Below are 25,807 nucleotides of genomic sequence, written 5' to 3'. Positions count from 1 at the left end.
GCGCGCATGCGAGGCGGAGATACCAGCGGCCTTCGTGCCTACAATGAACGGTTGATCGTTAGCGCCCTGATCCGAGAGGGAGCGCTCTCGAAAGCCGAGATCGCGCGCGAGACCGGCCTGAGCGGCCAGGCCGCTTCGGTCATCGTCAATCGCCTGCTAAGCGAGGGGCTTCTGGTCAAGCGTGAAAAGATCCGCGGCCAGGTCGGACAGCCCTCGACGCCGATCGCCCCCAATCCGCAAGGCGCCTTTTCGCTGGGCGTGAAGATCGGCCGGCGCTCGACGGAAGCGATCCTGGTCAACCTGTTGGGCGAGGTGATCGGCTCCAGCATCGAGGTCTACGACGCGCCCCTGCCCGACCGAACGATCCCCTCCGCCGTCACCCAGGCGAAGCGCCTTCTGGAGCGCTCGTCCGGAGCGGTACGCTCCCGCGTGGTCGGGCTCGGGATCGCCATGCCGGGCGAGATCTACGCCTGGTCGGAAGAGCTGGGGCTTGCCCCCGGCGCGCTCGACGGCTGGCGCGGTGCCGACGTCGCCGGCGCACTGGAAACCGCCACCGGGCTCGAAACCTCGCTCCACAACGACGCCACTGCGGCATGTGCGGCGGAAATGATCTCCGGCGAGGCGATCACGACCCGCAGCGCGCTCTATATCTATCTCGGCACGTTCATCGGCGGCGGGGTGGTGATCGACGGCAAGCTCTATCCCGGCGCCCAGCTTAACGCCGGAGCGATCGGCTCCATGCCGGTGGGCGACCGCGCCTTGGGCCAGCCGCCGAACCAGCTCATCCACACCGCCTCGGTGGTCAAGCTGGAGCGCGCGCTCTCCGCCGCGGGAATCGATCCATCGGAGGCGCTTGGATCAAGCTGCGGGAAACCTGAGACAACGGCCATCTTCGAGGCCTGGGCCGAGGCGGCGATCACGGATCTCTCGCGGGCGGTCGTGGCAGCCCTCAGCATTATCGATTTCGAAACGGTCGTGATCGACGGTCTGTTGCCGCCCCCATGGCGGGCGCACATGGCCGATCGGCTGTCGGCAGCGCTTGGCGATTTCAACCGCGCCGGGCTGGCGCCCACGGAAATCCGAACTGGTTCGATCGGGCCGATGGCGCGGGTGCTGGGGGCCGCGATGCTGCCGCTGCACGATCGCTTCTCGCCGGACACGGGCCTGCTCGTCCGTCTCAGAAGACAGCGGCCGACCACCTGGGCCGCGGCACGCGAGGAAGCCCAAAGCGCGTGAGTCCGAGCATGCGGCGAGGCGGGCTTATGCCTCGGCCACGCCCTTGAGCGCCGGATAGAGTGCACGGTAGCTGGCAAGCCGCTCCCGCCGGGCTTGGTGGCGATCCGGATCCGGCTCGATGGCACGGCGGATCGGCGGAACCGTGAAAACCCCGTCCAGCGAGCCAACCTCTGCCGCCATGGCGAGCCGCGCGGCGCCAAAAGCGGCGCCGTGCTCTCCCGTGACGGGAACGTCGAGCGAAATGCCCAGCGTATCGGCCAAGATCTGCAGCCAGACATCGGAGCGCGAGCCCCCACCGATGGCGATCGCCCGATCGAGTTCCGTTCCTGCCGCCGACAGCGCATCCAGATTGTCGGCGAAGGCAAATGCCACGCCTTCCATCACCGCCCCCGCCAGGACGGTACGGTCGGAGCCGTAGTCGAGACCTACGAACGCACCGCGGATTTCCGCGTCGTTGTGAGGCGTTCGTTCGCCCGCGAGATAGGGGAGGAAGATCGGCCCTTCGACGCGTGCTGGATCGACCCCTGCCCCAATCCGTCCGGCATCGGCCGCGTAGACATCGCCGAGCCACCGCATCGCCCCGCCTGCCGCCAGGATCACGCCCATCTGGTGCCAGGTGCCGGGCAGCGCATGACAGAAGGCGTGAACGGCGCTCTCCGGATTGGGCCGAAACCGGTCGTTGGCGGCAAACAGCACACCCGAAGTGCCGAGCGACAGGAAGCCTTGCCCCGGCTCCGTCACGCCCACCCCACAGGCCGACGCGGCATTGTCGCCGCCGCCCCCGGCCACCATCGCCGCCCCCATGCTCCAGCGCGCCGCCAAGTCCGGCCGCAGCGTTCCCGCTACCTCCGTGCCTTCCACCAGCCGTGGCATCTGCTCGACCGTAAGGCCGGTCGCCTCCAGAAGGGCGGAACTCCAAGTGCGCCCGGCCACGTCCAGCCACGCGGTGCCGGCGGCATCCGACATGTCGGAGACCGCTTCGCCCGTGAGCCAAAGACGCAGATAATCCTTCGGCAGAAGCACCCGCTTCACCTGGGCGAACGTCTCCGGTTCGTGGCGCTTCAACCAGGCGAGCTTCGGCGCAGTGAACCCGGGGAAGACGATGTTGCCCGTCAGCGCGCGGAAGCGCGGATCGCCATCGAGCGCTGCTGCCTCCTGATGAGCGCGGACATCATCCCAAAGGATGGCCGGCCGAAGCGGCCGCTCGTCCCCGCCGATCAGGGTCGCGCCGTGCATCTGGCCGGAAAGCCCGATCGCGCGGACCGCGGACATCTCGGCCGGCAAGCGGTCGGCCAGATCGTCGAGCGCGACGGTGCACGCCGCAATCCAGGCGCCCGGATCCTGTTCCGACCAGCCCGGATGGGGCCTCGAAACCGTTAACGGCGCCTCCGCATGACCGACGACCCTCTGGTCATCGTCGACGAGAAGCGCCTTGAGCCCGGAGGTGCCGAGATCGATACCGAGGAACATGAGGCCCCTGTTTTCGAGCGCCGAGCGACAAAGTGGATCCCGGCTTTTCGCAAAGGCCGGCGCGTCTGCCAATCGACCGGAACGGTGCACCAATCACACATTCCGGTCGAGAGGAAGCATCAAGCATCAGAGTTTGATGGTGCGCAGGCGCAGCGCGTTGCCGATCACCGACACCGACGAAAGGCTCATCGCCGCCGCCGCGATCATCGGCGACAACAGGACGCCGAAGACCGGGAACAGAATGCCGGCCGCAATCGGGACACCCGCAGTGTTATAGACGAAGGCAAAGAACAGGTTCTCGCGGATGTTGCGCATGGTCGCCTGCGCAAGCACGCGAGCGCGCACGATGCCGGTAAGATCGCCCTTCACCAGCGTCACGCCGGCGCTTTCGACGGCGACGTCCGCGCCGGTTCCCATGGCGATACCGACATCGGCCGCCGCCAGCGCGGGCGCGTCGTTGACGCCGTCGCCCGCCATCGCCACCGATCGGCCCTTGCTCTTATATTCCGAGATCAGCGCAGCCTTGTCCTCCGGCGAAACCTGGGCTCGCACCTCGTCGATCCCAAGCTCCTTCGCCACGGCAAGCGCCGTCGCTCGGCTATCGCCGGTCGCCATGACGACGGTTAGCCCCGCCTCGTGAAGCGCTCGGATCGCGCCCGGCGTGGTCTCCTTGATCCGGTCGGCGACCGCAACAATTCCGGCAAGCGCCCCATCGGCGGCCAGCAGCATGGCGGTCTTACCTTGCTCCTGAAGCTTGGTCACGGACGCCGACACCTCCGATAGATCGATGCCGAGCTCGCTCATGAGGTCCGCGTTACCGAGGACCACCGGGCTTCCCTCGACGCTTCCGCGCACGCCCTTGCCGGTCACGGCTTCGAAGTCGTCCGCCTGAAACTCCGGAACGCCGCGCTCGCGCGCGCCCCGAAGGATCGCCTCCGCCAACGGGTGCTCCGACCCGCGCTCCAAAGCCGCCGCAAGCGCCAGAACCCGCTCCTCGCCGGAATCGCCGAAGGGAACGACATCGGTCAGGCTCGGCTTACCTTCCGTGAGCGTGCCGGTCTTGTCGAGCACCAGCACGTCGACCTTGGCGAACCGTTCCAGCGCCTCCGCGTCGCGGATCAGCACGCCCGCCTGGGCGCCGCGCCCCGTCGCCACCATGATCGACATGGGTGTGGCGAGACCGAGCGCACAGGGACAGGCGATGATGAGCACGCTGACGCCCGCCACAACCGCATAACCGAGCGCCGGCGATGGCCCAACCAAGAGCCAGACCAGGAACGCGATGACGGCAATGGCAATGACGGTGGGCACGAAATAGCTCGCCACCCGATCGGCAAGGGCCTGAATCGGCGCGCGCGAGCGCTGGGCCTGAGCCACCATGGCGACGATCCGCGACAACACTGTGTCGCTGCCGACGGCCTTGGCCTCCATCACGAACGAGCCGGACTTGTTCAGCGTACCACCGGTCACCGTATCGTCGACGCTCTTTTCCACCGGAACCGGCTCGCCCGTGATCATGCTTTCGTCGACCGACGAGCGGCCTTCGATCACCAAGCCGTCGACCGGCACCGCCTCGCCCGGCCGCACGCGCAGCCGGTCGCCGGCCTTCACGACATCCAGCGACACTTCCTCGTCACCTGCGTCGGTGACGCGCCGAGCCGTCTTCGGCGACAGGTCCATCAGCGCGCGGATCGCATCACCGGTGCGGTCGCGTGCGGTCAGCTCCATGACCTGCCCGATCAGGACCAGGATCAGGATCACCGCAGAGGCTTCGAAATAAAGCGGCGGACCGTGCTCACCCCTGAGCGCCTCCGGGAAGATGCCCGGCAAAAGCAGCGACACGAGGCTGAAGGCGTAGGCGGCCCCCGTACCGATCGCGATCAGCGTCCACATGTTGAGCCGGCCGGTGACGATCGACGACCAGCCGCGCTTGAAGAAGGGCTTGGCGACCCAGACGACCACCGGGGTCGCAAACAGGAACTGCAGCCAGCGCACTGCCTCCGCCCCGAACCAATCGTTCCAGGGCAGGCCGATCATGCCGCCCATTTCCAGAAGGAACACGGCGAACGCCAGTGGCGCGCCGATCCACAGCCTGCGGCGGAAATCGATCAACTCCGGATTTGGCCCGGAATCCGCCGACGGCATCATCGGCTCCAGCGCCATCCCGCAGATCGGGCAGTCGCCAGGGCCTTCCTGAACGATTTCCGGATCCATCGGGCAGGTGTAGAGCGTGCCTTCCGGCATCGGTTCCGGTGCCGGCCGGTCGCCGAGATAGTCCTGCGGCGCCGCCTCGAACTTTTCCTGGCAGTGGCTGGAGCAGAAATAGAACTTCTCGCCCTCATGCTTCGACAGATAGCGCGCCGTTCCCCGGTTCACGGTCATCCCGCACACCGGGTCAATCGCTTGCGTGTACGCGGCGGGATCGGCGGCGAACTTGGTGCGGCAGCCTTCGCAGCAGAACCGATAGACGTGGCCATCGTGCTCGAAGCTCGGCTTGTCGGCGTTGGGGTCGACCGTCATCCCGCAAACGGGATCACGAGTGGGGGCTTGGTCCAGACCAGCGGTTTCGGACATGGCAGATCTCCTCAGTCCGCAGCAAGATAGGGACTCCAGTCACTGGAAGGTCAAGGGCCGGTCCCCATATTCTCGTAGGAGAGGGAGCGAACCTCGGCCTTCCCGTCGAGCGCATCGTTGCCTCATCCGAAGGAGACGCGACATGAATATCGGCGATGTGGCCGCCACGACCGGCCTGCCCGCGAAGACGATCCGCTACTACGAGGATATCGGCCTGGTACGTCCGGCCCGAGGCGAGAACGGCTACCGCGACTTCAGCCAGCGCGACGCTCACAAACTCGCTTTTCTGGGCCGGGCACGTTCGCTCGGCTTTTCAATCGAGGACTGCCGGACACTGCTGTCGCTCTACGAGGATCACAGCCGCGCCAGCGCCGATGTGAAGGACCTGGCTCGCCAGCACCTCGTCCGCATCGCAACCAAGATCGCGGAGTTGGAGGCCATGCGCGGCACATTGGAAGACCTCGTCACCCGCTGTCACGGCGATGATCGCCCCGACTGCCCGATCCTCGACGACCTCGCCGGCGATTCCCGACCGCCGGCTTAAGAGATGACGAGACCGATGTGCGCACGCCTTGCGCACTGCGCAGCGGCCTGCGTCAACGCACGGTCTGCGGTTTGGTCTGAGCGCGGGCCGCTCAACGGCAAAGGTAGGGTGAGACAGGCTCGTGTCCGACATTGAGATCACGGCCAGCGACGGACAGACGATCGCCGCCTTTCGCGATTGGATCGGCGGCGGCATCCGGCAGATCACGCGACAAGCCGTCTTTGGAGGGGTGTCGAAAAGAGAGAGAAGAGGGAAAGGGCACTGGCCGACTCGCCAAGCGGATCGGATCATCTGAGGCCTGCCGATCCAGACGGGATCTGCGTATCCGACCTTTTTTCTGCCCGATTCCCGCCACCCGACGGTCGCAGTCGCGCAAATAATGGCCAGTAAGCGCCAAGATGCGCTCGGACAGAAAAATATTTCACGAGCCGACGTTCAGGTATTCGTAGCCCCTTCGAATTTCCAATTCCTTGGTCGGAAATCAACTAATGCGATGGAATCCCTGATGGATTCGCCTTTGGACAGCTTGTCGCAGATTTCCAACCCATTTTCGGAAACATTTCCGAAAATCGTCTAGAAATTACTGTTGCCATTTTGCCATAGCCGCCATCGACGTCTTCGGTAGATTTTAGGCCATCCGGGTTGGTCAATGCCCGGCAGGCGCATGCGCCAACCGAGCCAAGGTCCATGTCAGTGGACTGAGAACAATGTTGAGTCAGGGTCCCGTGCGGGACGAAGCTTGGAGTTCCCTATGATGTTGAAGCGTCTCCTCCTGGGTGCCGCGGGCGGCATTCTGGCGGTGCCGGCTGCCCAGGCGGCCGACCTACCGGTCGCCCCAGAGCCCATCGACTATGTCCGCGTCTGCGATGCGTTCGGCGCTGGGTATTATTATATCCCGGGCACCGACACCTGCCTTTCGGTGCGCGGCCGCGTCCGCGCAGAATATCGCTTTGCCGAGAACGAGCTCGCACAGAGCTACGGCGCCCATTGGCGCGACATGAACTCGTCGCAGTTCCGCGCCCGTGGTTACCTCTACATGGACTCGCGCACCAACACCGAGTTCGGCCTGCTGCGCGCCTACAACGAGATCTGGGTCACCGACGACTCCTCGGGCCTGTTCGGCTTCAACGGCAACGGCGGCGGCTCCTCCGTGACGCTGTGGAACTCGTTCGTGCAGTTCGGCGGCTTCACCTTCGGTCGCACGCAGTCGTTCTACGACTTCGTGGGCTACCCGACCTGGGCGTCGGTGTTCACGCCGCAGATCTCCGACCAGCGTCAGACCCTCGGCGCCTACACCTTCGCGTTCGGCAACGGGTTCTCGACCTCGATCGCGGTCGAAAGCGCGGACGACCGTCGCAGCGGCATCGAAGGCTGGGGCTACGGCGGCACGAAGTATCCGGACCTCGTCGCCAACCTCCGTATCGACCAGGGTTGGGGTTCGGCCCAGTTGATGGGTGCCCTTCACCAGGTCTGGCCGGGCTACGATTCCTACGGAACCACGCCTGAGAGCGAACTCGGCTGGGCCATCGGCGGTGGCGTCGTGTTCAATCTTCCGTTCGCCGCGGGTGCCACTGTCAACCTGCAGGGCGCTTACACCAAGGGTGCGTTCGCCTACGCCACGTCCAGCTCGACCGGGCCGGGCAACGCGTTCGGCTTCACTGGCGACGCCGGCGGTTATGACGCCGTGCTCTCTTCGCCGGGCAACCTGGAGCTTTCGGAGGCTTGGACCGTTTCGGGTGGCTTCGGCTTTGCCGTGACCCCGACGGTGAACATCGCGGTCGCCGGTGGCTACCTCGACTACTCCAACGACGCCAACCCGATGAACGACTTCAAGAACTACGATGCCCAGGGCCAGATCGTCTGGTCGCCGGTCAACGGTCTGATCATGGGTCCGGCCGTGGAATACCGGTATGTGGACGCCGAGGATGCCTTCTATGAGGACGGCAGCATCTGGACCGGCCTGTTCCGCGTCCAGCGCACCTTCTAGTCAGTCGGACATCATATGAACGGCGCGCGTCCGGGTGAACACTGACGCTCGGGCGCGCGATTGACGACGGAGCACGCGCACAGGCGCAATCCAACGCATGCGGGACGGGAAAAATGGGCAACGGTTCCCCGCCCTTCTCCCGTTCCAACGCGTCGGAGGTGATCACATAGGGCGGTACGGGGTCGCATCGGCCCGACGACATCGCCCTGATCTCGGAGCGTCTCGCCAGCCCCGTCGTCTTTTCCTTTTGGGGGGCCTTGCCCTCCCTTCCCTCTTCGCGGACCTGACCTCCAAGCGCCTTTTACGGCAAGAAGATCCGCGGGGTCCGCTTCGGGTCGACTGAGCTTACCGGCAAATGTCGACCCGGAGCGGGTCATGCCACGTCCACGCATCCAGACCGCATGAGTATTCGGGCCGGGGCCCTATCCGCGCCTCAATTCTCGTCGCTGTGGTCGATCGAGCCGGACGCATCGGCGGCAATTTCCAGCTCGCTCAACAGTTCCGGGTCCCACTCCGCGATGCTTACGATCATCCCGGCGAGAGTGTCGACGTCCTTGGTCTCAAGATAGGCTTGGATCTTCTTCAGCACGTCACCGGCCCCCGTCGCCCCCTCGGCCAGGCCCGCGTTGACCGCCAAAGCCACCGCGACCATGTGCTTGCAAAACCCGTCACGCTCGAAGGCCGGACACGAGCACTCGCCGTCAATCATGGCGCCTGCGCCCGTAACGACGGTGCGGTAGTCCTCCGTTCCAGCGACATGGGCGACGACCCGCCCCGCTTCGGCCCCGAGAATGTCCACGGCTCCGTCGTGAAAATAGGCTTCGCCGCGTGCGAACACCTTGTCGCCGGCCAGCTTTCTCAGCGCGTATGGATCAAAGTGAGGCAAATTATTGGATATCATAGCAATGGATGAAGCAGTCCGTCGGTCTCGATCAACCTAAGGGCCTTATCGAGGGTTACCAACCTATGGCGCGGAAACCATTGTCCGGTGTGGCGATGCCACATGACATGGAAGCGGATGTCCTTGAGATCTTCTTCCACGCAATCGAGACGCACAAAAGCCGAATTAAATTCGTCACCACGGCATTACGGAAAGCCCGAAGATAGCAGGTGATGAAACTATACTTGCTACCGCGCCACTTTCCGACGATGTCCAAGGGATAGGTCAATTCGGTAGGGTCGATTTCCGGCAGGAATCGAGGCTTCAGAACATCGGCGATGAAGCGGTCACAAACGGTCCCGATCTCCCCGCTTTTGCTCTTTCGTCAGGCCCTTGACCCATTGTCCGTTCGGTCGCGCCATACGCCCCTCTCCCTCAAAAATGCCGGCGCAACGCACAAGATCTGCGGCGGCCTCTGTGCCAGTAGGACCAGCTAACGTCTTCGGCAGCGAACCGGCCGTCAACCCGTCGCGGATCGGGGTCGCCGCGGCCGTCGGGATCCGCTACATCACGTCATGCACGGCGAGTCCCGTTTTCCGTTCGGAGGCGGCTCCTCTCGCCGGAGCGACTGCATTGGCGCGGCCGATCAACGCGGATCGGCCTGTCATCGGGGGGAATTCGATTTTGGGGCAAGTCGCCACGGTTCGCGAATCGTTTGAATTTGCCATTTGAGATGCGAGTCGACATCAAAAGGCGCTTTCGATCCATGATCTCGTCGATCGGACGAGACCGGACCCTATTCGAAGTCCCTCACGGCCTCTATCGTTTTAGCCGCACACAGCCGTCACGGAAAGGAGCGAGCAATGTCGAGCACGTCGAACAAAAAGACGATTGAAAATCTTCAAAGCGCGATCGAAATGGAACTGACCGCCGCGCACCAATACCAACTTCATGCCCATGTGCTGGAGGATTGGGGCCTCGACAAGCTCGCAAACAAAATGCGCGAAGAGATGAGCGAAGAGCTCGGTCACTCCGACAAGTTCATCGAGCGGGTCTTCTTCTTAAAGGGCGAACCGGCCCTTGCTTTCCAGAAAAAGCCGGTCAAGGCGGAAACCCTTGTTGGCATGTTCAAGTCGGATCTTGCCGATGAAGAAGAGGCGATCGACTTTTACACCAAGGCCGCGCAGGAAGCTGCGGAGGTCGGAGACATCGGAAGCCGGAGCCTGTTCGAGAGCATCGTCCTCGACGAAGAAGGTCACAAAGCCTGGCTTGAGTTGCAGATCAGCTTGATCGACCGCCTGGGCGAGCAGGCCTATTGCGCAAAATATGTCACGCCGGCGGATGAAGAAGAAGAGCAAGGCGACGACTAGTCAAGAGAGTCCGCTATTTTCATCGATTCGCGCTTGCGTATGCGTGAAAATGTCGGACTCGAGCGACAAGACCTCCGGATAAGAACGTCGAATCCATTTTCTTCGCAACATCCGGAGCGAAATTGACAAAAGACAGAAGCATCAGGCGACGCCCATCACTCGCCTGATGCGTCGGAGATTGCGGTTTTTTTCGCTACGATGGGGGAATAAATCTTCAAGGCTTCAGCGATTGGATTGACGTGGGCCAAAGCCTGGAACGCGTTGGCGATGGCGCTTGGCGTCTGCGCGCCGTGGCTTGCGGGCATTGCCGCGGGCCATGCTTTCCAGGGCAGCATCGCGTCTTTCGGGGCATACTTGTTGACCGTTTCCTTTCCGCGCCTGCCTGCTTCGGGCCGCGTGAAAGTTCTGCTGGCCTCGTCTCTTATCATCAGCCTGTTTGCGACGGTGGGTGGAAGCGTTGCGCTCGGAACCGGTGCCTTTTTCGTGTTGGCGCTGATGGCCGCGATAGCGCAGGGCGTTGGCGAATTGCGCGGGGGCTATCTGCGTCTGCCGATCGCGCTCGGCGCTCTGGCGTTCTTTCTGTCCGTTGGTCAAGTGCCAGCCGGCAGCGAGATGAGCTACGGGATCAGCTTTCTTCTCGGAACGCTCTGGGGCGCCGTTTTCGTGCGCTTTTGCATTCCGGCGGTCAAAGAGGACACAAATACGGCTCGGCCCCCTCTCCTGAAGGAGGCCGGCGAGAGACGCTTTATGGCCGGCATCGCGTCGGTCTCGCTGCTGGGAAGCTTCGCTGCCTGCTTCAGCCCGGGATCTCATCCCTGCTGGCTGACCGCTGCCGGCCTCAGAGTGACGAAGCCCACCCGCCCGGAGACGATCTACCGGATGAAGACGCGTGGGATGGGAACGCTTCTCGGCGCGGCGACGGGAGGTCTGCTTCTTGGCCTCTCGCCCCTGCCCTGGCTGCACGCGCTGCTGGTCGGTTTTCTGGTGCTCTGCATGCTGATGATTGGGGCCAAACGGTACGGGATCTGGACTTTCTGCCTGACGGCCGTCGCATTGGCATTCGATCTGACGCCGGAAGCCGGGGCCCTTGAAATGGCATCCAACCGCGTTCTTATGACGATTGCCGGCATCGGCATTGCCATGTTGATGCTGCCACTGCTGCCGCGGGCGACGAAGGAAGCCCGCACCGAGGCGCCATCGCCGTCCTCTGCTTCCAAGGCGAAATGACGATTGTGCGCCCGGTCGCTCTATGAGACCGGCTCTGCGGCCGGCACCATCACGAAATCGAAAGGCGAACGCCAGATCGTCTCGCCGTCGTTCACGTATTCGAACGGGGCAATCAGCGTCTCCTTCACGCCGAAGACCGCATCGTCTGCGATATACTTGTCGTCGCCGACGAATGTATGAGTGACGATCTTCTGAAATCCGGGCGCCGTGACGAGATAGTGCATGTGCGCCGGACGGTAGGGATGGCGTCCGAGCGCTGACAGCATCTTGCCCACCGGACCGTCGTCGGGGATCGGATAGCTGACCGGCTTGATGCCGTAGAAGAGATAGCGGCCGTCCTTGCCGGTGAAAAAGCGACCGCGATTGTTCCACTTCGGCTGAATGTCCGGCTGCTGCACGTCGTAGAAACTGTCGGCATTGTCGGACCAGACATCGACGCAGGCGCCTTCGATCGGCGCGCCGTGAAGGTCCATCACCCGGCCTTCGTAACGGCACCGTTCCCCCTTGCCGTCGAGGCTGATGGTGTCGCCCATTTCGCGAATCGGGGCGTTGTCCACGTGGAAGGGACCGAAGACGGTGTTCTCGGTGGCTTGGGACGGTCGGCGATTGTTGATCGCGTCGACCAGCATGGAGAAACCGAGCACGTCCGACAGCAGGATAAATTCCTGCCGCTCCTGCGAGCAGATCTGGCCGGTCTTGGTCAGGAAGTCGATGGCGAAATCCCATTCCTCCTGCCTGAGATCGACGTCCTTGGCGAAGGCGTGCAAATGCGTCACGAGGCTGGCCATCACCGTTTTCAGGCGCGGATCGATGTCCTCGCCCATGCGCGCGTTGACGGCCTCTACCGAGGTATCTTCGGTGAAATATCGGGTCATTGTCGCTCACCAGAATTCGGCGGATCGCCCAGATAGGCATCCTGCAACAGCGCGCGCAGCGCCGCGCGCTCCACGGGGCGTGGGTTCCAATAAGGATTTTGGGTCGCCAGATCGGCGACGGTTTCCAGCGCGTCTTGCGATACGCCGAGGTCCCGCAAGGCGAGAGGTGCGCCGAGCCGCTTCGCCAGTATGTAGAGCCCGCCGGCGGCCGTGTCCGCGCCCAACAGGTCGGCCACCGGCTTCAGGGCGTCCCTTGCCGCGCCTTCGTTGTAGGCGACCGCATGGGGCAAGACGATCGCGTGGGTTTCGGAATGAGGAAGGCCAAGAGTGCCTCCGAGGGTGTGGCAGAGCTTGTGGTGAAGCGCCATTCCCACCTGCCCCAGAACCGTACCGCACAGCCACGCGCCGAAAAGCGTGTCCTCGCGTGCAGCCAAATCGCCCGGCGTTTCGACCACGTTCGGCAGGCCACGGACGAAGGCCCGGATCCCCTCCATCGCCAGGGCGGACGACAGCCGGTTGGCATCCCGGGAGTAAAGCCCTTCCACGGCATGGGCCATGGCGTTCAGCGCGCTCGTCACCGTCAGGCCGGCCGGCAACGTCGCAACCAGTTCGGGATCGTAGACGATGGCCTCCGGCTGCACCCTCTGGGAGGCGAAGGTAGACTTCACGCCGTTTTCCGTCTGCCCCAGAACCGGCGTCGCCTCGGAGCCGGCGTAGGTCGTCGGCAACACGATCTGCGGGAGATCGCTGCGCCAGGCGACCGCCTTCGCCAGTCCGATGGTCGAACCGCCGCCGATGGCGACGACGCCATCGGCCCCGCAATCCTTGGCGCGGTCCATCGCCGTCTCGGTGGTTTCGACCGGGGTGTGCATGGCCGCGCCGCTGAACAGGCCTACGGCTCGGTCTCCGAGAGAGCGGACGATGTCCTCGCCCTGCTCAGCCTGATGCGGCGTGGTGAGCACCAGGGCGCGCGCGATGCCCAGAAGCTCCAGTTCCGGGCTCAGGTCATGGCGCGCGCCGGCCCCGAAGCGCACCTGCACCGGCGCGCCGTCGGCCGCAAATCCAGCGTAAAATCGGCTCATCCCCGATCCAATCCGAACAGACGTGCCGCGTTCAGCCGGCCGATCTTGAGCCGATCGGCCTCGGAGATCGACGCAACATCGAACCAGTCGGCAGCGTGGTCGATATTTTCGAACGGCCAATCCGTGGAGAACATGATCCGATCGGAGCCCAGCTCCAGAATCGCGTCAATCAGCGTCTGGGTGCGGAAGTTGCCAGAGGTCGTGATGTGGAAGTTCTCGTTGAAATAGTCGACGAACTTCCGCTTGGCCGGATGTTTCGGCGGCAGTTTGACCCAGGCGTTGCGATGGTCGATGCGCCAGAGCATGTAGGGAATGCCCTCGCCCATGTGGCCCAGAATGATCTGCAACGAAGGATGCTCGTCGAACAGTCCCGATCCCATCAACCGCAGCGCGTGCACGGCAGTTTCCTGGGCGAAAGCCCAGGTCGGTCCGAGCAGCCACGGATGGCCGTCATAGATGCGGGCATCCTGCGGCAGAGGGTTGCGGGGATGCAGATAGAAAGGCACGCCCAGCTTCGCCACTTCGCTCCAGAAGCCGCGATATTGGGGTAGGTCGTAGTAGAGAAGCTCCTGCCCCTCTCCCTGGGCGGCGTCCTGGGAAAAGCCGTTGACCAGCGCACCAACAAAACCCAGATCGCGCACGCAGCGCGTCAATTCCGCCGCAGCCGCCTCCGGATCCTGCAGCGGAAGCGCGGCAAAGGCACGGAAGCGATCCGGCCTCTTCGCGCATTCCTCGGCCAGTGCGTCGTTGGCGCGCTTGGCGATCTCGATCGCTTCCGCGCGATCTGTGATCGCCTGCACGGCGGGGGCGTTCAGCGACAGGATCATGGTCTCGATCCCGTGCGCGTCCATGAGCTTCAGCCGGGTGTCCTGGATATCCAGAAGCCGGTGTTGGAGTTCCTCCCAATAGCTGCCCGGCACGAAGCCGGCGGAATCCTGCAGCGTATCGGGAATGGCGAAGTGTTCTTCCAGCGCGATCTTGCCTTGCATGGTCAGCCTTTCAATACGATGCGCGTTAGGACCGGACGATGGCCCGGGAGAGCTGCGAGAGTAGGTCGTCGAGGGCGGACGACGTCTTGGCGAGCCCGTACACATAGCTGTCGGGTCGCACCACGGCGGCGACTGCACCGGTTTCGTCGAACCAGCGCGTGTAGATGCCGGAGGTGTCCGACAGGTCGCCGCCACCGACAATGCTGTGCAGATTGAACACGGCCGTCCGACCGCCGAGCTCCGACCAGAACCGGCGAACCTCCGGCGTCAGATCCTCAAGCACGCCCGGCCCCTTGGCCACGAGCGTCCAGCCGGTTCCGACCACGTCATCGAACAAGGCCGTCTTCGTGCTGGACGACACCAACCCTTGCGGAAGCAAGCGGCCGTCGTTGGCAATCATGCCACCTGTCAACCCGGGATAGAGAAGCTTGTCGGGCTTCTGGTTTGCCTTGCGCGCGGCGATCATCCTCTCGTCGCGCTCGCGCGCCTCGTCCGGGTCGCGCATGGTCTGCACCCGGCCGAGCTCGATCGCTTTTTCGGTGATGAAGCGGACGTGCGGCTCGCGCTCGGGCTGGTAGGTGTCCAGCAGGCTGTCGCCGTATCCCGAAAGCACCATGTCGAGCTTCCAGGACAGGTTGCGGGCGTCGCGTATGCCCGAGACCATGCCTTGGGCGAGGAAGGGCGGCATCTCGTGGGCGGCGTCGCCGGCGAGCAGGATGCGTCCCTTGCGCCAATCGCCGACGATGCGCGAGCGAAACGTGTAGTTAGCCACCCGGATCAAATCAGCCTGATCACGCGTCAGATAATCCTTTACCCGTGCCCAGACGCGGTCGGGATCAACCACGGCCTCGCGGTCGTCGTCGGCCTCAAGCCGGAACGAGAACCGATGGTGTTTCGGCCCGATATTGACGATCGAGATCGGCTGCGCCGGATTGCAGACTTGGCGGAACGAGGGCAACCCCTCGACCTCGTGCTTCATCTCGAAATCGCAAACCAGCCAGTTTTCGAAGAAGCCATAATCCTCGACCGGACCGTCCAGATGCCGGCGCACAAAGCCGTTGCCGCCATCGGCGCCTACCACATAGCGCGCGGCAAATGTCTGCTCGGCGCCGGCTCCGTCCGTCGCGGTGACGGTAACCTGCTGCCCGTCGTCGTCGAGGCCCGTCACGGTGAACCCCTGATGGACCGTGACACCAGGGATCGACTTCGCGGTGGCGTCCAGCACGTCCTCAACGTGCGGCTGGAACATCATATATTGGGCCGGCCAGCCGCAGGGGCCGGGGTTGTCGTATTCGATGTCGAGCAGCAGCTCGCCCGCGCCATTGACCCATTCGTAGCCACGCTGAATGTTGGTTCCTTCCAGCATGGCCTCGGCGATACCGAGATGCTGAAAGGTGCGCATGGTCTCGTCGTCGAAGGCTGCCGCTCTCGGGAGGTTGTACAGACCGCTGTAGCGCTCGATGACCACCACCTTGCGCCCGAGCTTGCCCAAGAGCGTGGCAAGCACCATCCCCGTTGGACCGTAGCCGACGATAGCTACGTCATATGTCATTCGTCGTCCCTCCCTTCGAGAGCACCGCGCGGGCGGATTTCTTGTGAAAACAAAATTTGCATTTGCAATTGTTTGGCGTGACTCATCCCTGCTGCCACGGCTCTGCTCCTACTTGCCCATCAGGAGCCAAACCCCGGCCAGCGAAAGATCCGGCACGTAGGTGATCAGCAGCAGCGCGAACAGATAGAGGCCGAAAAACGGGACAATTCCCCGGTAGATCGTCCCAAGCGGCATCCTGGAGAGCGACTGCAGAACGAAAATGTTGATGCCGAACGGCGGCGTGAACAGACCGATGGCGAGGTTCACCGTCACGATGATGCCGAAATGCACGGGATCCACGCCGACGGCGGTGATCAACGGCAACAGCAGCGGGGTCAGAAGCAGGATCGCCGACAACGGATCGATCAGGCAGCCCACCAACAGCAGGAACAGATTGATCACCAGAAGCAGCGCCCAGTTGGGGAGAGCCATGTCCTGAATCACCCCGACCATTGCGATCGAGATCTGGTTCACGGTGATCAGCCAGGAAAACACGCCGGCACAGGCGATCACGATCATGATCTGCGCGGTGTAGGCGACCGTCGTGCGCGCCGAAGCCAAAAGATCGCGAAGCGTGAGCACCCGCATGACGGCGAACGAGACGACAAAGGCATAGAGACAGGCGACGGCGGCGGCCTCCGTTGGCGAGAAGATGCCGCCATAGATACCGCCGATGATCACCACCGGCACACCCGCCGCCCAAATGCCCTCTTTCGCGGCGGCGAGGAAACGACGCAGCGTGAACGCTTCATCGCCGGCAACCTGGGACTTGCGCCCCACCCAAAGGGAGTAGAGGCCGATCAACCCAACGATCAACAGCCCCGGAAGGATGCCGGCCGAGTAGAGCCGCGGGATCGATTCATCGGCGGCCGCGGCATAGACAATCATCGGGATCGAAGGCGGCAGGATCACGCCCACGGCGCCGACCGAAACCAGAAGGCCGGCATTGAAGCGATCCGGATAGCCCTCCTCGCGCAGGTGCGGCAGCATCACCCGGCTGATCGTGGCGACGGACGCCGCCCCCACGCCGGTGATGGCGCCGAAGATCGCGCCGCTGGTGGCCGCCGTCAGCGGAACCTTGGCCGGCACGCGCCCCATCGACGCGCGCATCAGATCCACCAGACGCTGGGCGATTCCTCCGCGCCCCATCAAATCGCCTGCCAGAATGAAGAAGGGCAGCGCGAGCAGCGCGTAGGCATTCACCGACGAGAACAGGAATTGCTGCAAGGCCACCAGCGGGATCTGCATGGTGAAGACCATGGTCGCGGCCGCAGCGGTCAAAAGCACCAGGAAGATGGGAAAGCCCATCACCATCAGCAGCAAGGGAAGAAGCAGAAGGGTCCAGGTCATTCGTCGACCTCCTGCCCGTGGCGCAGCGCCGCGACGAGGCGCGTCAGCGCCACCAGCGCCATGCCGGCCAGCCCGACGAGAACCAGCCCGTTGACCAGCCAAAGCGGCACCTCGGCCATATTGCTGAGGGTTCCCCGCGCGTAGAGGCGGGAGACCACCTGCCACGACTGGAATCCAACGAACGCGCAGACGACAATCGTTACGAGATACTCGACCAACCGAACCGCAAAAGTGGCGCGGCGGCCGGCCCATTGCAGAACCATGGACATGCGGAGGTGCTGGTCGCGCGCCGACACGCCGATCAGGCCGAGAAAGCTGACGGCGACCATGGAGAAGACGAGCGCCTCGTCAGCCCAAAGCAGCGAGAAGCTCCAGATATAGCGCAGCGCAACGTTGACGCAGGCGAGCACCACCATCGCGAGCAGCCCCAGCGCCAGCACCGTATCGAGGGCGGCGGCCAGCCGTTCGATCAACACTTTCATGCAGACTACCCAAATGGGGGCCCGGCACTCGCGCCGTGCCCCGTGGTCCCTGGGATCAATTGTCGGCGAGACGCGCGGTCGCAGCCCGGAAGAACTCCAGCTCCTGCCCTAATTCGGGGTTCGCGCTGAGCGCCTCCGGCATGGTGTCGGCGACGGCGTCCAGATAGGCCTGCGCCTGATCCTCCGGCAATTCGATCACCGTGCCGCCCTTCTCCGCCCACATGTCGGCCATACGGTCCGCCATCTGCAGGCTCCATTCGTTGGTGGCCGGCAGCGCCTCGCGCGCGGCGGCGCGAACCTTGGCCGCCAGATCATCGCCGATCCGATCGAGGAACGCCTGGCTCGCGACTGCGGTCACGATCAGGTAGCTCTCCGGCAACATGGTCATGTCCGTGGCAACGTCGTAATAGCGCCCCAGCACGTAGACCGGCATCCCGGCGATCAGACCATCGACCACGCCGTTCTGCATGGCGGGCAGGACTTCGCCGAGCGGCATCGAAACCGGCGAGGCGCCCAGCCGGCTGAACGGGCCGGTGTTCAGCGCGGTTGGCCCCGCCACACGGATACGCTGACCTTCCAGATCCGCGACCTTCGAGACACCCTTGGTGCTGAGCAGCGCCAGCGGTCCGTGCGGAAACGCGGCGATGGTCTCAATCCCCTGATCCTGGCCGTAGGTCGCCAGCCGGTCCAGCACCTCCGGATCCTGAAGGACCCGCTGCGCCTGGCTCATGTCGTCGAACACGCCCGGCACGCTCAACACTTCGAAGCGGGGATCGAGCTGGACGAAGAAGCCGGAAGCCGGCGCGGTCACCTCGATCGTGCCCATGGCCACGCCTTCGACGGTGGCCGGGATCTGTCCGAGCTGATTGGCGGGGAAAAGCTGAACGTCGATCGCCCCGTCGCTAGAAGACTCCAACTTCTGCTCGAACGTCTCCATCCATTTCAGGATCGGATCGTTGTTGGTCGGTGACGAGACCTTCAGAACATAGTCAGCCGCGTTCGCAGCGGGGCTCAACAACAGGGTGAGCATGGCGCAGGCGGCTGCGCGCATTGCGTTCTTCATCATTTTCCTCCCTCAGACCGTCAGGTGCCTGACGTGTCGGCGCACCGTACATATCAAATTTGCAAATGCAAAGGTTTGAAATGCAAAATTTGGTGATGCGCGAGAAGGCGCTTTGCCATATGGCTCCGACTCAGCATTATTCGCGTGCAACAGTTGCAAAGGAAAAGTTTGCCTTCGCGCGGGCTCTGCCGACCGCCGAGGGAGAGAGGCAAGACTGACATGCGCTATCAGTTCACCAACTCCGTGCCCTACCTGATCAACCGGGCGGGTGTGGGGGTCGGAGCCCAGTTCTCCGATCGCATCCGCGTCTACGGCATCACGCTGCCGATGTACCGGGTGCTGGCGGCGTTACGGCAGACGGGCCAAAAGACCCTCGGTGACTTGTCGGACATGGTGTCCAAGGAGCAATCCACGCTGTCGCGTCTGATCGGGAAGATGGAGGCAAAGGGGTTGGTGACGCGCGACCGGCCCAAGGACAACGCCCGGATCGTTCTGATCGACCTGACGCCCAAGGGAGAAACCCTGGCCGACGAACTCATGCCGATCGCCATCCACTTCGAACAAACGCTGACCGAAGGCTTGGACGAAGCACAGATCGACGCGCTGAAAGCCATGCTGACGCACGTCTACACCAAGCTTTCCGAGCTTTAGGGCGAACCTCTACATCGACAAATGCTGGTTCCTGCCATCGCCTCTCTTGCTTGAGGCGCAGCGCAGCTCATTGCTTGATGAAAGCGCGGGTCTTGCCGCCCTCGATGGCGTCGGCGGGACGCCAGCGCCGAGAATCCCCGAGTTCCTGCGCGAGATCGCACTTGGCCATTTGGAGGTTGGCGCAGGCCAGCATCCCTCCGGGGACGAGCAAGTCCCGGATTCTCCCGATCAGCGTCACCGCCGGGGCGAACCCGTCGAAGAAGGCGAAATCGTAGCCGGGCGCAAAGCCGGCCATCACCGCTTCGAAATCGCCTTCATGAACGCTGATGCGGTCAGACAAGCCCGCTGCAGCGATATTCTCGCGGCCAAGGCGGACATGAACCGGATCGAGCTCCACGGTGTCCACCATGACGGCAGGTCCGGCGGCCGCGATGCAGCAGGCCGTATAACCAAGGGCAGTCCCCAATTCGAGCGCACGTGAGGCGCCAGCCTCGGCGGCAAGCGCCGTGAGCCCGGGGCCATCCTCGAATGTGTAGGCGCCGCACCCGTGTGCATTCCGATGGTCGCGGGTCGCCTGTTGGATGGTATCAAAGGTCATGCTCGGCCTTCCAGCCACTCATTGGACAACGCCGCTTCGAGCACGGTGCGATACTGCGAACCACGCATGCCGGGTTCGCGGCCTGCAATCAACAGTGGTCCGTTGAGCCATTCCGCGCTTCGCTCAATCGCAGGGTAACATCTGAAATAACCTCCGACTGAGCGAAATTCGGAAACCCATAGATAAAGACCGCGGCGAAAACCGCGGTCTCGGTCGTCGACAGCGTGCGTGCTATCGCCTCAGTCCAGGAAGCCGTCCGGCGGGGGCGTCCCCCACATGTTGGCGGCAAGCTGGATGTCGTCCCAAACCTTGCCCTTTTGCGGGAACTCTTGGTGCGTGCGCCGGGGCTCGTAGATCTCCAGCTCCTCGTTTACCCGGTCCAGCTCACAGAAAAGCTCGATGATCTGGCCATCGGCGTTGCGGTGGTAGGTGGAGATGTTGTGCCCAATGCCATGGCGGACCGGTCCCCAGACCAGCGGGATCCGGTCTTTCGCCAGCCAGTCGCACGCGTCGCGGATGTGGCTCCAGTCGCGCAGCTCAAACGCGATGTGGTGCATCTTGGTTTTCGCGCCCTGCACCAGGTTGATGGTGTGGTGGTCGGGACCGCAGCGCAGAAAAGCGAAGAAATCGCCCATCCAGTCGCTCACCTTGAAGCCCAGCACGTCGCAGTAGAACTTCACGTCCCCCTGTACGTCGGTGCAATTGTAGGCGACGTGGCCCAGCTTGTTCGGCGAGATGCCCGCGGCCTGGAAGCCGACATTCGCCGCTTCCGCCTCCACGAAAGTCTCGATTTTCGTACCCTTGCTGTCGGCGAAGATCAGCGCGTCCTTGATGTTTGGCTGCGCATCCGACCGGCGTTCGGTCGCAAGACCGTGAGCCTGGATCTGCTTGTCATAGTCGCCGAGATCGGTTCCCGGCGGCAACTGGAAGCCGAGTGCGTTGCATCGCGCGTCGCTGCCCTTACGCAGCACGACCGTGTGATGATCCGCACTTGCCGAGAGGTAGGCGGCGTCGCCGTCGCGCTCGACGAGGGTAAGACCCATTATCTTCGTGTAATGATCAATCTGACCTTCCAGGTCAGGTGTCTCAAACGCCGCATAAACAATGCGGTTCACCTTGATCATGGCGTTTCCTTTCTTATACGAACCTGTTTTCCAGAGTGCCGAGCCCCTCGACCGTCACCGATACGCGGTCACCCGATTTGATGAATTCCTGCGGCTGGCGCCCGAAACCCACCCCGGCTGGCGTGCCGGTCGCGATAATATCGCCGGGCTCCAGCGTCATGATTGCGGCAAGATGGCGGATAATATCAGCGACACTGAAGATCATCTTGCCGGTATTCGACTTCTGCTTGACAACGCCGTTCACGGTCAGCTCGATATCGAGATCCTGCGGGTCGTCCACGAAGCGCGCGGGCGTAATCCAGGGGCCAGTCGGCTGGAACTTGTCCCACCCCTTCTGCATGACCCAATCGATGCCGACCCAGGGTCGGTTCGCGATCCAGTCGCGCGCCGAAATGTCGTTGAGGACCGTGTACCCCGCCACGGCGTCGAGCGGATCGCCTTTGTCGCCGGGACCGAAACGACGGCCGATCACGATCCCCAGTTCGGCCTCCCAGTCGATGAGGTCCGCGCCTTCAGGCAGTCGAATCTCCTCTCCGTGCGCCGCCAGGGATGTCTGCGGACGCAGGAAGGCGTAAGGAAATTCGGGAACGTGGGTCACGTTCATCTCTTCCAGATGATCGTGATAGTTCGTGCCGATACAGATAACCTTGCGCGGGTTCGAAAGCGGAGCCTGGAAAGCAATCGTGGAGGGATCGAGGCCCGGGCCGTCGAGCTTGGCGACACGTTCGGCGATATCGGGCCCCAAAGCATCCCATCGGGCAAAGACCTCCTCGAGATCTGGAGGTCCCTCGGCGCCCAATAGCTCGACGAGCGGATAGATCCGCCCGTCCACCAAAACCAGCGGCGTGGACGCACCGTCCACTCGCCCCGTTCCGAGCTTGTACTGTATTGTCATGTTGTTTTCCGCGTTACTTGCCAGGAACGGGGAGGCCGGCTGCCGTCGCAAATGCGGCGTACACGGCGGCAACGTCGAGCTGCCCGTATCCCTCTTCGATGGCCTGCTCATAGAAGGGGTCGACGCTGGTGAGCACCGGCATCGGAGAGCCGAGCGAGCCTCCCATCTTCTCAATCAGGCGAATGTCCTTGGCGAGCAACGCGGTGGAGGCGAGCACCTTGTGCCAGTCTCCCTTGGCCATGCGCTCCGCCCGTGCGGAGAACTGGACCGAACCGCCTGCCCCGTCGCGAAGCGCCTCGATCAGCTTGACCTGGTCGAGGCCCATCATGGCGCCGAATGCCAGCGTTTCAGCCGTCGCCGCGATATTGGCGGCAACCAGCATGTTCGCGCAGAGCTTCGCCTTGAAGGCCGCTCCGAACGGCCCCATGAAGAAAAGCTTCTCCGTAAGCGCTTCCAGAACGGGCTTCGTCTTCGCGTAGGCGGCTTCGTCGCCACTCAGCATGAAAACGGCGGTGCGCGCCGCCACCATCGGCGGCAATCCGCTGATCGCCCCGTCCAGCATGATCCCGCCCTTGGCAGCGAGCGCCGCAGCTTGCTCGGATTTAACCTCGGACGACAATGTCGAGAGCTCGGCCAGGACCGTACCTGTACAGTCTCCCGTCGCAATGCCCTGCGGACCGCTGACGACATCCTGCAGCGCGTCGTCTCCAGGGATGCAGCACAGGACGATTTCCGCCTCCTCGGCAACCGCGCGAGGCGAAGCCGCAAGTTTGCCGCCGATTTCCTCGAAATCCGAAGCATCGCTGCGCCGGAACCCCAGCACGCCATATCCGGCATCGATCAAGTTCTTGGCCATGGGTATTCCCATATTGCCAAGGCCGATCAGTCCAACTGTCGTCATGTGTTTCCGTCTCCCCGAAACTTTTATCTATTCAGAAGCGCGGTTTGTTTTGGCGCCGACCGGTTCAAGCGATGATCCGCTTCGACCGCTTCGGTCTTTGTTCCGCACAGCTCTCGTTCGATGGTCGAACCGATGCGTTTGACGCCGCCATTCTCGGTTCCAAGCGCAGCTCGTTCGGCAAGCAGCAGCAACCGGCGTCGCCTCGTCTCGGAGCGGTCGGTCTCCGCCCACCGATCCGTTGTGTCAGAGCCTCTTGAGCCAGGCCGGCCAGAGCCTTCCAATCGATCTGTTGACGGATGCCGCTGGCATGCTCCGATCTCTCTGAGCCCTCCCCTATCCGCCCGCAGTATCCGACCGCGAGCAGGAAATTTTCCAAACAATCTCTTTAATTCCAAAATCATGGATCAGTTCGAAATCGTCAAGTACATTCAGGCCCGGCGTGCCCACTGTGACGAGCGGGCAAAAACCGATCACGGTCCGCCCCGACGATCCCGTTGACCAGCAAGAGGATTGAACGAGATGACGAACCCAGCCGCACCCGCCGCTCTTCGCCCAGTCCGGACGATCGTCTTTCCCGGGGGGTTCAATTGGCCGATCTTCGTCGCGCAGAAGCACGGACTGTTCGCCGCGCAGGGTTTGGAGGTCACCGTCACCCCCACGACCAATTCCAAGCAGCAGATGGCGGGGCTGATCGACGGCGAGTACGACATCGCCATGACTGCGATCGACAACGTTTTTGCCTACAATGCCGGACAGGGCGAGGCGCCCACCAAGGCCACGTCCGACCTGATTGCCGTCATGGGCGCTGATTCCGGATTTCTGCATCTCGTCGGCATTCCCGGCACCGGGTCTATCGGCGCGCTCAGAGGCCGGCCAGTTGGGGTGGATGCGCTGACGACCGGCTACGCCTTCGTGCTGCTGCGCATGCTGGAGTTGGCGGGCCTGTCGCGGGATGATGTCGAATTCGTCGAGTCCGGCGGCGTGTTGGCGCGCTTCGAAGCCCTGCTGCAACAGACGTTCGACGCGACGTTGCTGGTGTCCCCCTTCGATGCAGCGGCCGAAAAGAAGGGCTTCGTGCGCCTCGGCAGCGGGCTCGACATGCTGGGCACCTATCAAGGTGTGGTCGCCGCCGTCCGCAGGGACTGGGCTTCGGAAAACCGCGCGGTTGTCACCGGCTACATCGCCGCGTGGCGCAAGGCGCTCGACTGGCTGTTCGACCCGGCCAACAAACAAGCGGCGATCGCGCTGCTTCTGGAGCAGCTTCCGAACATGGAGCCCACGCTCGCGCAAGCCTCCTACGATATCCTGCTCGACCCGCAAACCGGCTTCTACCGCGATGCGGCGCTCAATATCGAGGGTGCGAAAACGGTCTTGGACCTGCGCCGCGATTACGGAGCTCCAGGCGCTAACCTCGGGGCAATCGAAGACCACATCGACACCAGCTACCATCAAGAGGCCGAGTGAGCTCGCCGAGAAACGCTCGATTTTTACAGGGATGGCAGAACGACCTGACTCATCGTTCTGCCGCTGCGCCCTATGGGACGTTGTCGTCTTCGATGCTCGTCGCGGCTCAGAGCAGAAGCCGTGAAACGGACGGGACGGCGGCAACCAGGGCCAAAACGACCACCATGGCGATAAAGAAAGGAAACGAGCCGACGAAGATGTCGCGGATCGTCACGTCGTCGCGGTTGAGCGTGGCCTTCACCACGAAACAGGACAGCCCCAACGGCGGCGTCAGAAGACCGATTTCGACGGCGATGATGGAGATCACGCCGAACCAGATGAGGTCCATATTGAAGCCCGTGGCGAAATGCAGCGCGAAGGGAACGACGATCAGCAGGATCGACATGGAGTCCAGAAAGGTCCCCAGAAGGATCAGGAGCGCCAGGTAGAGGACAAGGAACCCGACCAGTCCGAGCCCACTCGCCTCCATCCAATCGTTCAAAACCATCGGGAGCCCGGAGAGCGTGAGCATCTGCGAATAGATCTGCGCGGCCATCAACAGAAAGACGATCGAGGCCGTCACCCGCCCCGTCTCCAGTACGACGTTCCAGATTTTCTTAAGCGTCAGCTCGCGCCGGACCAGGCCGATTACGATGGCAGCAAGCGCGCCCACGCCACCGGCTTCCGTCGGTGTGAAGAACCCGCCGTAGATTCCGCCCAGGACGACGAAGACCAAAATGCCGACGGGAACCAGCGGTTTGACCACCTGCCACAGCCGTACGACAGCGGATGGGTGATCGCCGTCACTGTCGTCGATAACTGGAGCGCCGCCGTGTCCGCCCACATGGGAGAAGACAAAGTCGGGCCGGAATGCCGCCAACAGAGAAATCGTCGCGCAAAACGCCACGGCCATCAGCGCGCCGGGAACGATGGCCGCGATGAACAAGGCACCGATCGAAATATTGGCGATAACGCCAAATACGATGAACAAGAGGCTCGGCGGAATGAGCATACCGAGGATCGAGCTGCCGGCCACGACCCCCACGGAGAAGCGCGTCGTGTGCCCCTGCCGCTCCATCTCCGGAACGGCGATCCGCGTGAACACGGACGCGGACGCGATCGAGGTGCCCGTGCAGGCGGCGAAGACGGCGTTGGCGATGACGGTCGCCATGCCGAGCCCGCCGCGCACGCGCTTGAGTATTCGGCCCGCCGCGTCGAACAGATCGTGCCCGAGACTGGTGACCGACACCACCAACCCCATCAGCACGAACAGCGGTATGACGCCGAAAAGATAGCTCGAGATCGAGGAAATCGACGATGACGCGAGCATGCGTCCGGCCGGCTCGATGCCGATGACCATGGTGACGCCAAACAAGGACAGCAGCATCAGCGCGACGGCGATGTGCATGCCCGCCTGCACCAGCACGAGGCACCCGACGATGCAGCCGAGCCCAATCCAAGCTTCCATACCCATG

Annotated in this window: 23 protein-coding genes; 7 read left to right on the top strand and 16 right to left on the bottom strand. The window is 63.3% G+C overall.

Annotation, left to right across the window (positions count from 1 at the left end; genetic code table 11):
• The first annotated feature begins 6 nt into the window (after window positions 1-6).
• Window positions 7-1,236: an ROK family transcriptional regulator gene (locus HNS03_RS13765; protein WP_367196076.1), complete on the top strand. Its 1,230-nt coding sequence runs from the start codon at window positions 7-9 to the stop codon at window positions 1,234-1,236.
• Between the two features lie 24 nt (window positions 1,237-1,260).
• Here HNS03_RS13765 and xylB read toward each other — a convergent pair whose 3' ends face one another.
• Both xylB and HNS03_RS13755 read right to left on the bottom strand, forming a co-directional pair.
• On the bottom strand, window positions 1,261-2,706 hold the full coding sequence (gene xylB / locus HNS03_RS13760; protein WP_367196075.1) for a xylulokinase: 1,446 nt from the start codon (window positions 2,704-2,706) through the stop codon (window positions 1,261-1,263).
• Between the two features lie 126 nt (window positions 2,707-2,832).
• Entirely contained in the window at window positions 2,833-5,280 is a 2,448-nt protein-coding gene (locus HNS03_RS13755; RefSeq protein WP_367196074.1) for a heavy metal translocating P-type ATPase, read from the bottom strand.
• A gap of 142 nt (window positions 5,281-5,422) precedes the next feature.
• On the opposite strand from HNS03_RS13755, the gene cueR reads away from it, so the two are divergent.
• Entirely contained in the window at window positions 5,423-5,824 is a 402-nt protein-coding gene (gene cueR / locus HNS03_RS13750) for a Cu(I)-responsive transcriptional regulator (RefSeq protein ID WP_367196073.1), read from the top strand.
• 754 nt (window positions 5,825-6,578) lie between these two features.
• Window positions 6,579-7,811 (top strand): porin, encoded by a 1,233-nt coding sequence (locus HNS03_RS13745; protein WP_367196072.1) that lies wholly within the window; start codon window positions 6,579-6,581, stop codon window positions 7,809-7,811.
• A gap of 433 nt (window positions 7,812-8,244) precedes the next feature.
• Here HNS03_RS13745 and HNS03_RS13740 read toward each other — a convergent pair whose 3' ends face one another.
• Window positions 8,245-8,649: an SWIM zinc finger domain-containing protein gene (locus tag HNS03_RS13740; protein ID WP_367196071.1), complete on the bottom strand. Its 405-nt coding sequence runs from the start codon at window positions 8,647-8,649 to the stop codon at window positions 8,245-8,247.
• 905 nt (window positions 8,650-9,554) lie between these two features.
• Here HNS03_RS13740 and HNS03_RS13735 point away from each other — a divergent pair.
• Window positions 9,555-10,061: a bacterioferritin gene (locus tag HNS03_RS13735; protein ID WP_367196070.1), complete on the top strand. Its 507-nt coding sequence runs from the start codon at window positions 9,555-9,557 to the stop codon at window positions 10,059-10,061.
• Window positions 10,062-10,295: 234 nt separating this feature from the next.
• Complete coding sequence (locus HNS03_RS13730; protein ID WP_367196069.1) at window positions 10,296-11,288, top strand: FUSC family protein; 993 nt, start codon at window positions 10,296-10,298, stop codon at window positions 11,286-11,288.
• Window positions 11,289-11,308: 20 nt separating this feature from the next.
• Here the strand turns inward: HNS03_RS13730 and HNS03_RS13725 are convergent, their stop codons facing one another.
• From HNS03_RS13725 to HNS03_RS13695, 7 genes are all read right to left on the bottom strand, one after another.
• Window positions 11,309-12,163 (bottom strand): dioxygenase, encoded by an 855-nt coding sequence (locus tag HNS03_RS13725; RefSeq protein ID WP_367196068.1) that lies wholly within the window; start codon window positions 12,161-12,163, stop codon window positions 11,309-11,311.
• The gene (locus HNS03_RS13720; RefSeq protein ID WP_367196067.1) at window positions 12,160-13,245 is read right to left on the bottom strand and encodes a maleylacetate reductase; all 1,086 of its coding nucleotides are present in this window, start codon (window positions 13,243-13,245) and stop codon (window positions 12,160-12,162) included. Before HNS03_RS13720 ends, HNS03_RS13725 begins: the two co-directional genes overlap by 4 nt.
• On the bottom strand, window positions 13,242-14,234 hold the full coding sequence (gene tsdA, locus HNS03_RS13715) for a gamma-resorcylate decarboxylase (RefSeq protein ID WP_367196066.1): 993 nt from the start codon (window positions 14,232-14,234) through the stop codon (window positions 13,242-13,244). The genes HNS03_RS13720 and tsdA overlap by 4 nt, the downstream gene beginning before the upstream one ends.
• Window positions 14,235-14,259: 25 nt before the next feature.
• Window positions 14,260-15,786 carry a bifunctional 3-(3-hydroxy-phenyl)propionate/3-hydroxycinnamic acid hydroxylase gene (locus HNS03_RS13710; protein ID WP_367196065.1) on the bottom strand — a complete coding sequence of 509 codons (1,527 nt, stop codon included), beginning with the start codon at window positions 15,784-15,786 and terminating at the stop codon, window positions 14,260-14,262.
• Between the two features lie 108 nt (window positions 15,787-15,894).
• Window positions 15,895-17,175, bottom strand: coding sequence for a TRAP transporter large permease (locus tag HNS03_RS13705; protein WP_367196064.1), 1,281 nt, complete (start codon window positions 17,173-17,175; stop codon window positions 15,895-15,897).
• Window positions 17,172-17,657, bottom strand: coding sequence for a TRAP transporter small permease (locus HNS03_RS13700; protein ID WP_367196063.1), 486 nt, complete (start codon window positions 17,655-17,657; stop codon window positions 17,172-17,174). The genes HNS03_RS13705 and HNS03_RS13700 overlap by 4 nt, the downstream gene beginning before the upstream one ends.
• Window positions 17,658-17,712: 55 nt before the next feature.
• Window positions 17,713-18,720 carry a TRAP transporter substrate-binding protein gene (locus HNS03_RS13695; protein ID WP_367196062.1) on the bottom strand — a complete coding sequence of 336 codons (1,008 nt, stop codon included), beginning with the start codon at window positions 18,718-18,720 and terminating at the stop codon, window positions 17,713-17,715.
• 219 nt (window positions 18,721-18,939) lie between these two features.
• Between HNS03_RS13695 and HNS03_RS13690 the strand changes: the two genes are divergently transcribed.
• Window positions 18,940-19,371: a MarR family winged helix-turn-helix transcriptional regulator gene (locus tag HNS03_RS13690; protein ID WP_367196061.1), complete on the top strand. Its 432-nt coding sequence runs from the start codon at window positions 18,940-18,942 to the stop codon at window positions 19,369-19,371.
• Between the two features lie 67 nt (window positions 19,372-19,438).
• Here the strand turns inward: HNS03_RS13690 and HNS03_RS13685 are convergent, their stop codons facing one another.
• The 5 genes from HNS03_RS13685 to HNS03_RS13665 form a co-directional block, all read right to left on the bottom strand.
• On the bottom strand, window positions 19,439-19,969 hold the full coding sequence (locus HNS03_RS13685; protein WP_367196060.1) for an O-methyltransferase: 531 nt from the start codon (window positions 19,967-19,969) through the stop codon (window positions 19,439-19,441).
• 239 nt (window positions 19,970-20,208) lie between these two features.
• Window positions 20,209-21,093, bottom strand: coding sequence for a VOC family protein (locus HNS03_RS13680; protein WP_367196059.1), 885 nt, complete (start codon window positions 21,091-21,093; stop codon window positions 20,209-20,211).
• Between the two features lie 13 nt (window positions 21,094-21,106).
• A complete protein-coding gene (locus tag HNS03_RS13675; RefSeq protein WP_367196058.1) occupies window positions 21,107-21,988 on the bottom strand; it encodes a fumarylacetoacetate hydrolase family protein in 882 nt (293 codons plus the stop codon).
• A 13-nt stretch (window positions 21,989-22,001) separates the two neighbouring features.
• Window positions 22,002-22,889 (bottom strand): NAD(P)-dependent oxidoreductase, encoded by an 888-nt coding sequence (locus tag HNS03_RS13670; RefSeq protein ID WP_367196057.1) that lies wholly within the window; start codon window positions 22,887-22,889, stop codon window positions 22,002-22,004.
• Between the two features lie 23 nt (window positions 22,890-22,912).
• Window positions 22,913-23,080 carry a hypothetical protein gene (locus HNS03_RS13665; protein ID WP_367196056.1) on the bottom strand — a complete coding sequence of 56 codons (168 nt, stop codon included), beginning with the start codon at window positions 23,078-23,080 and terminating at the stop codon, window positions 22,913-22,915.
• Window positions 23,081-23,408: 328 nt separating this feature from the next.
• On the opposite strand from HNS03_RS13665, the gene HNS03_RS13660 reads away from it, so the two are divergent.
• Window positions 23,409-24,353, top strand: coding sequence for an ABC transporter substrate-binding protein (locus tag HNS03_RS13660; protein ID WP_367196055.1), 945 nt, complete (start codon window positions 23,409-23,411; stop codon window positions 24,351-24,353).
• A 106-nt stretch (window positions 24,354-24,459) separates the two neighbouring features.
• Here the strand turns inward: HNS03_RS13660 and HNS03_RS13655 are convergent, their stop codons facing one another.
• Entirely contained in the window at window positions 24,460-25,806 is a 1,347-nt protein-coding gene (locus tag HNS03_RS13655; protein WP_367196054.1) for a TRAP transporter large permease, read from the bottom strand.
• Window position 25,807: the final 1 nt, after the last annotated feature.

Origin of the sequence: Amorphus sp. 3PC139-8 (assembly GCF_040750475.1) — a bacterium.
Lineage (GTDB): Bacteria > Pseudomonadota > Alphaproteobacteria > Rhizobiales > Amorphaceae > Amorphus.
Note: the sequence above shows the minus strand (reverse complement) of the source record. Positions and strands in the feature narration are given on the sequence as shown.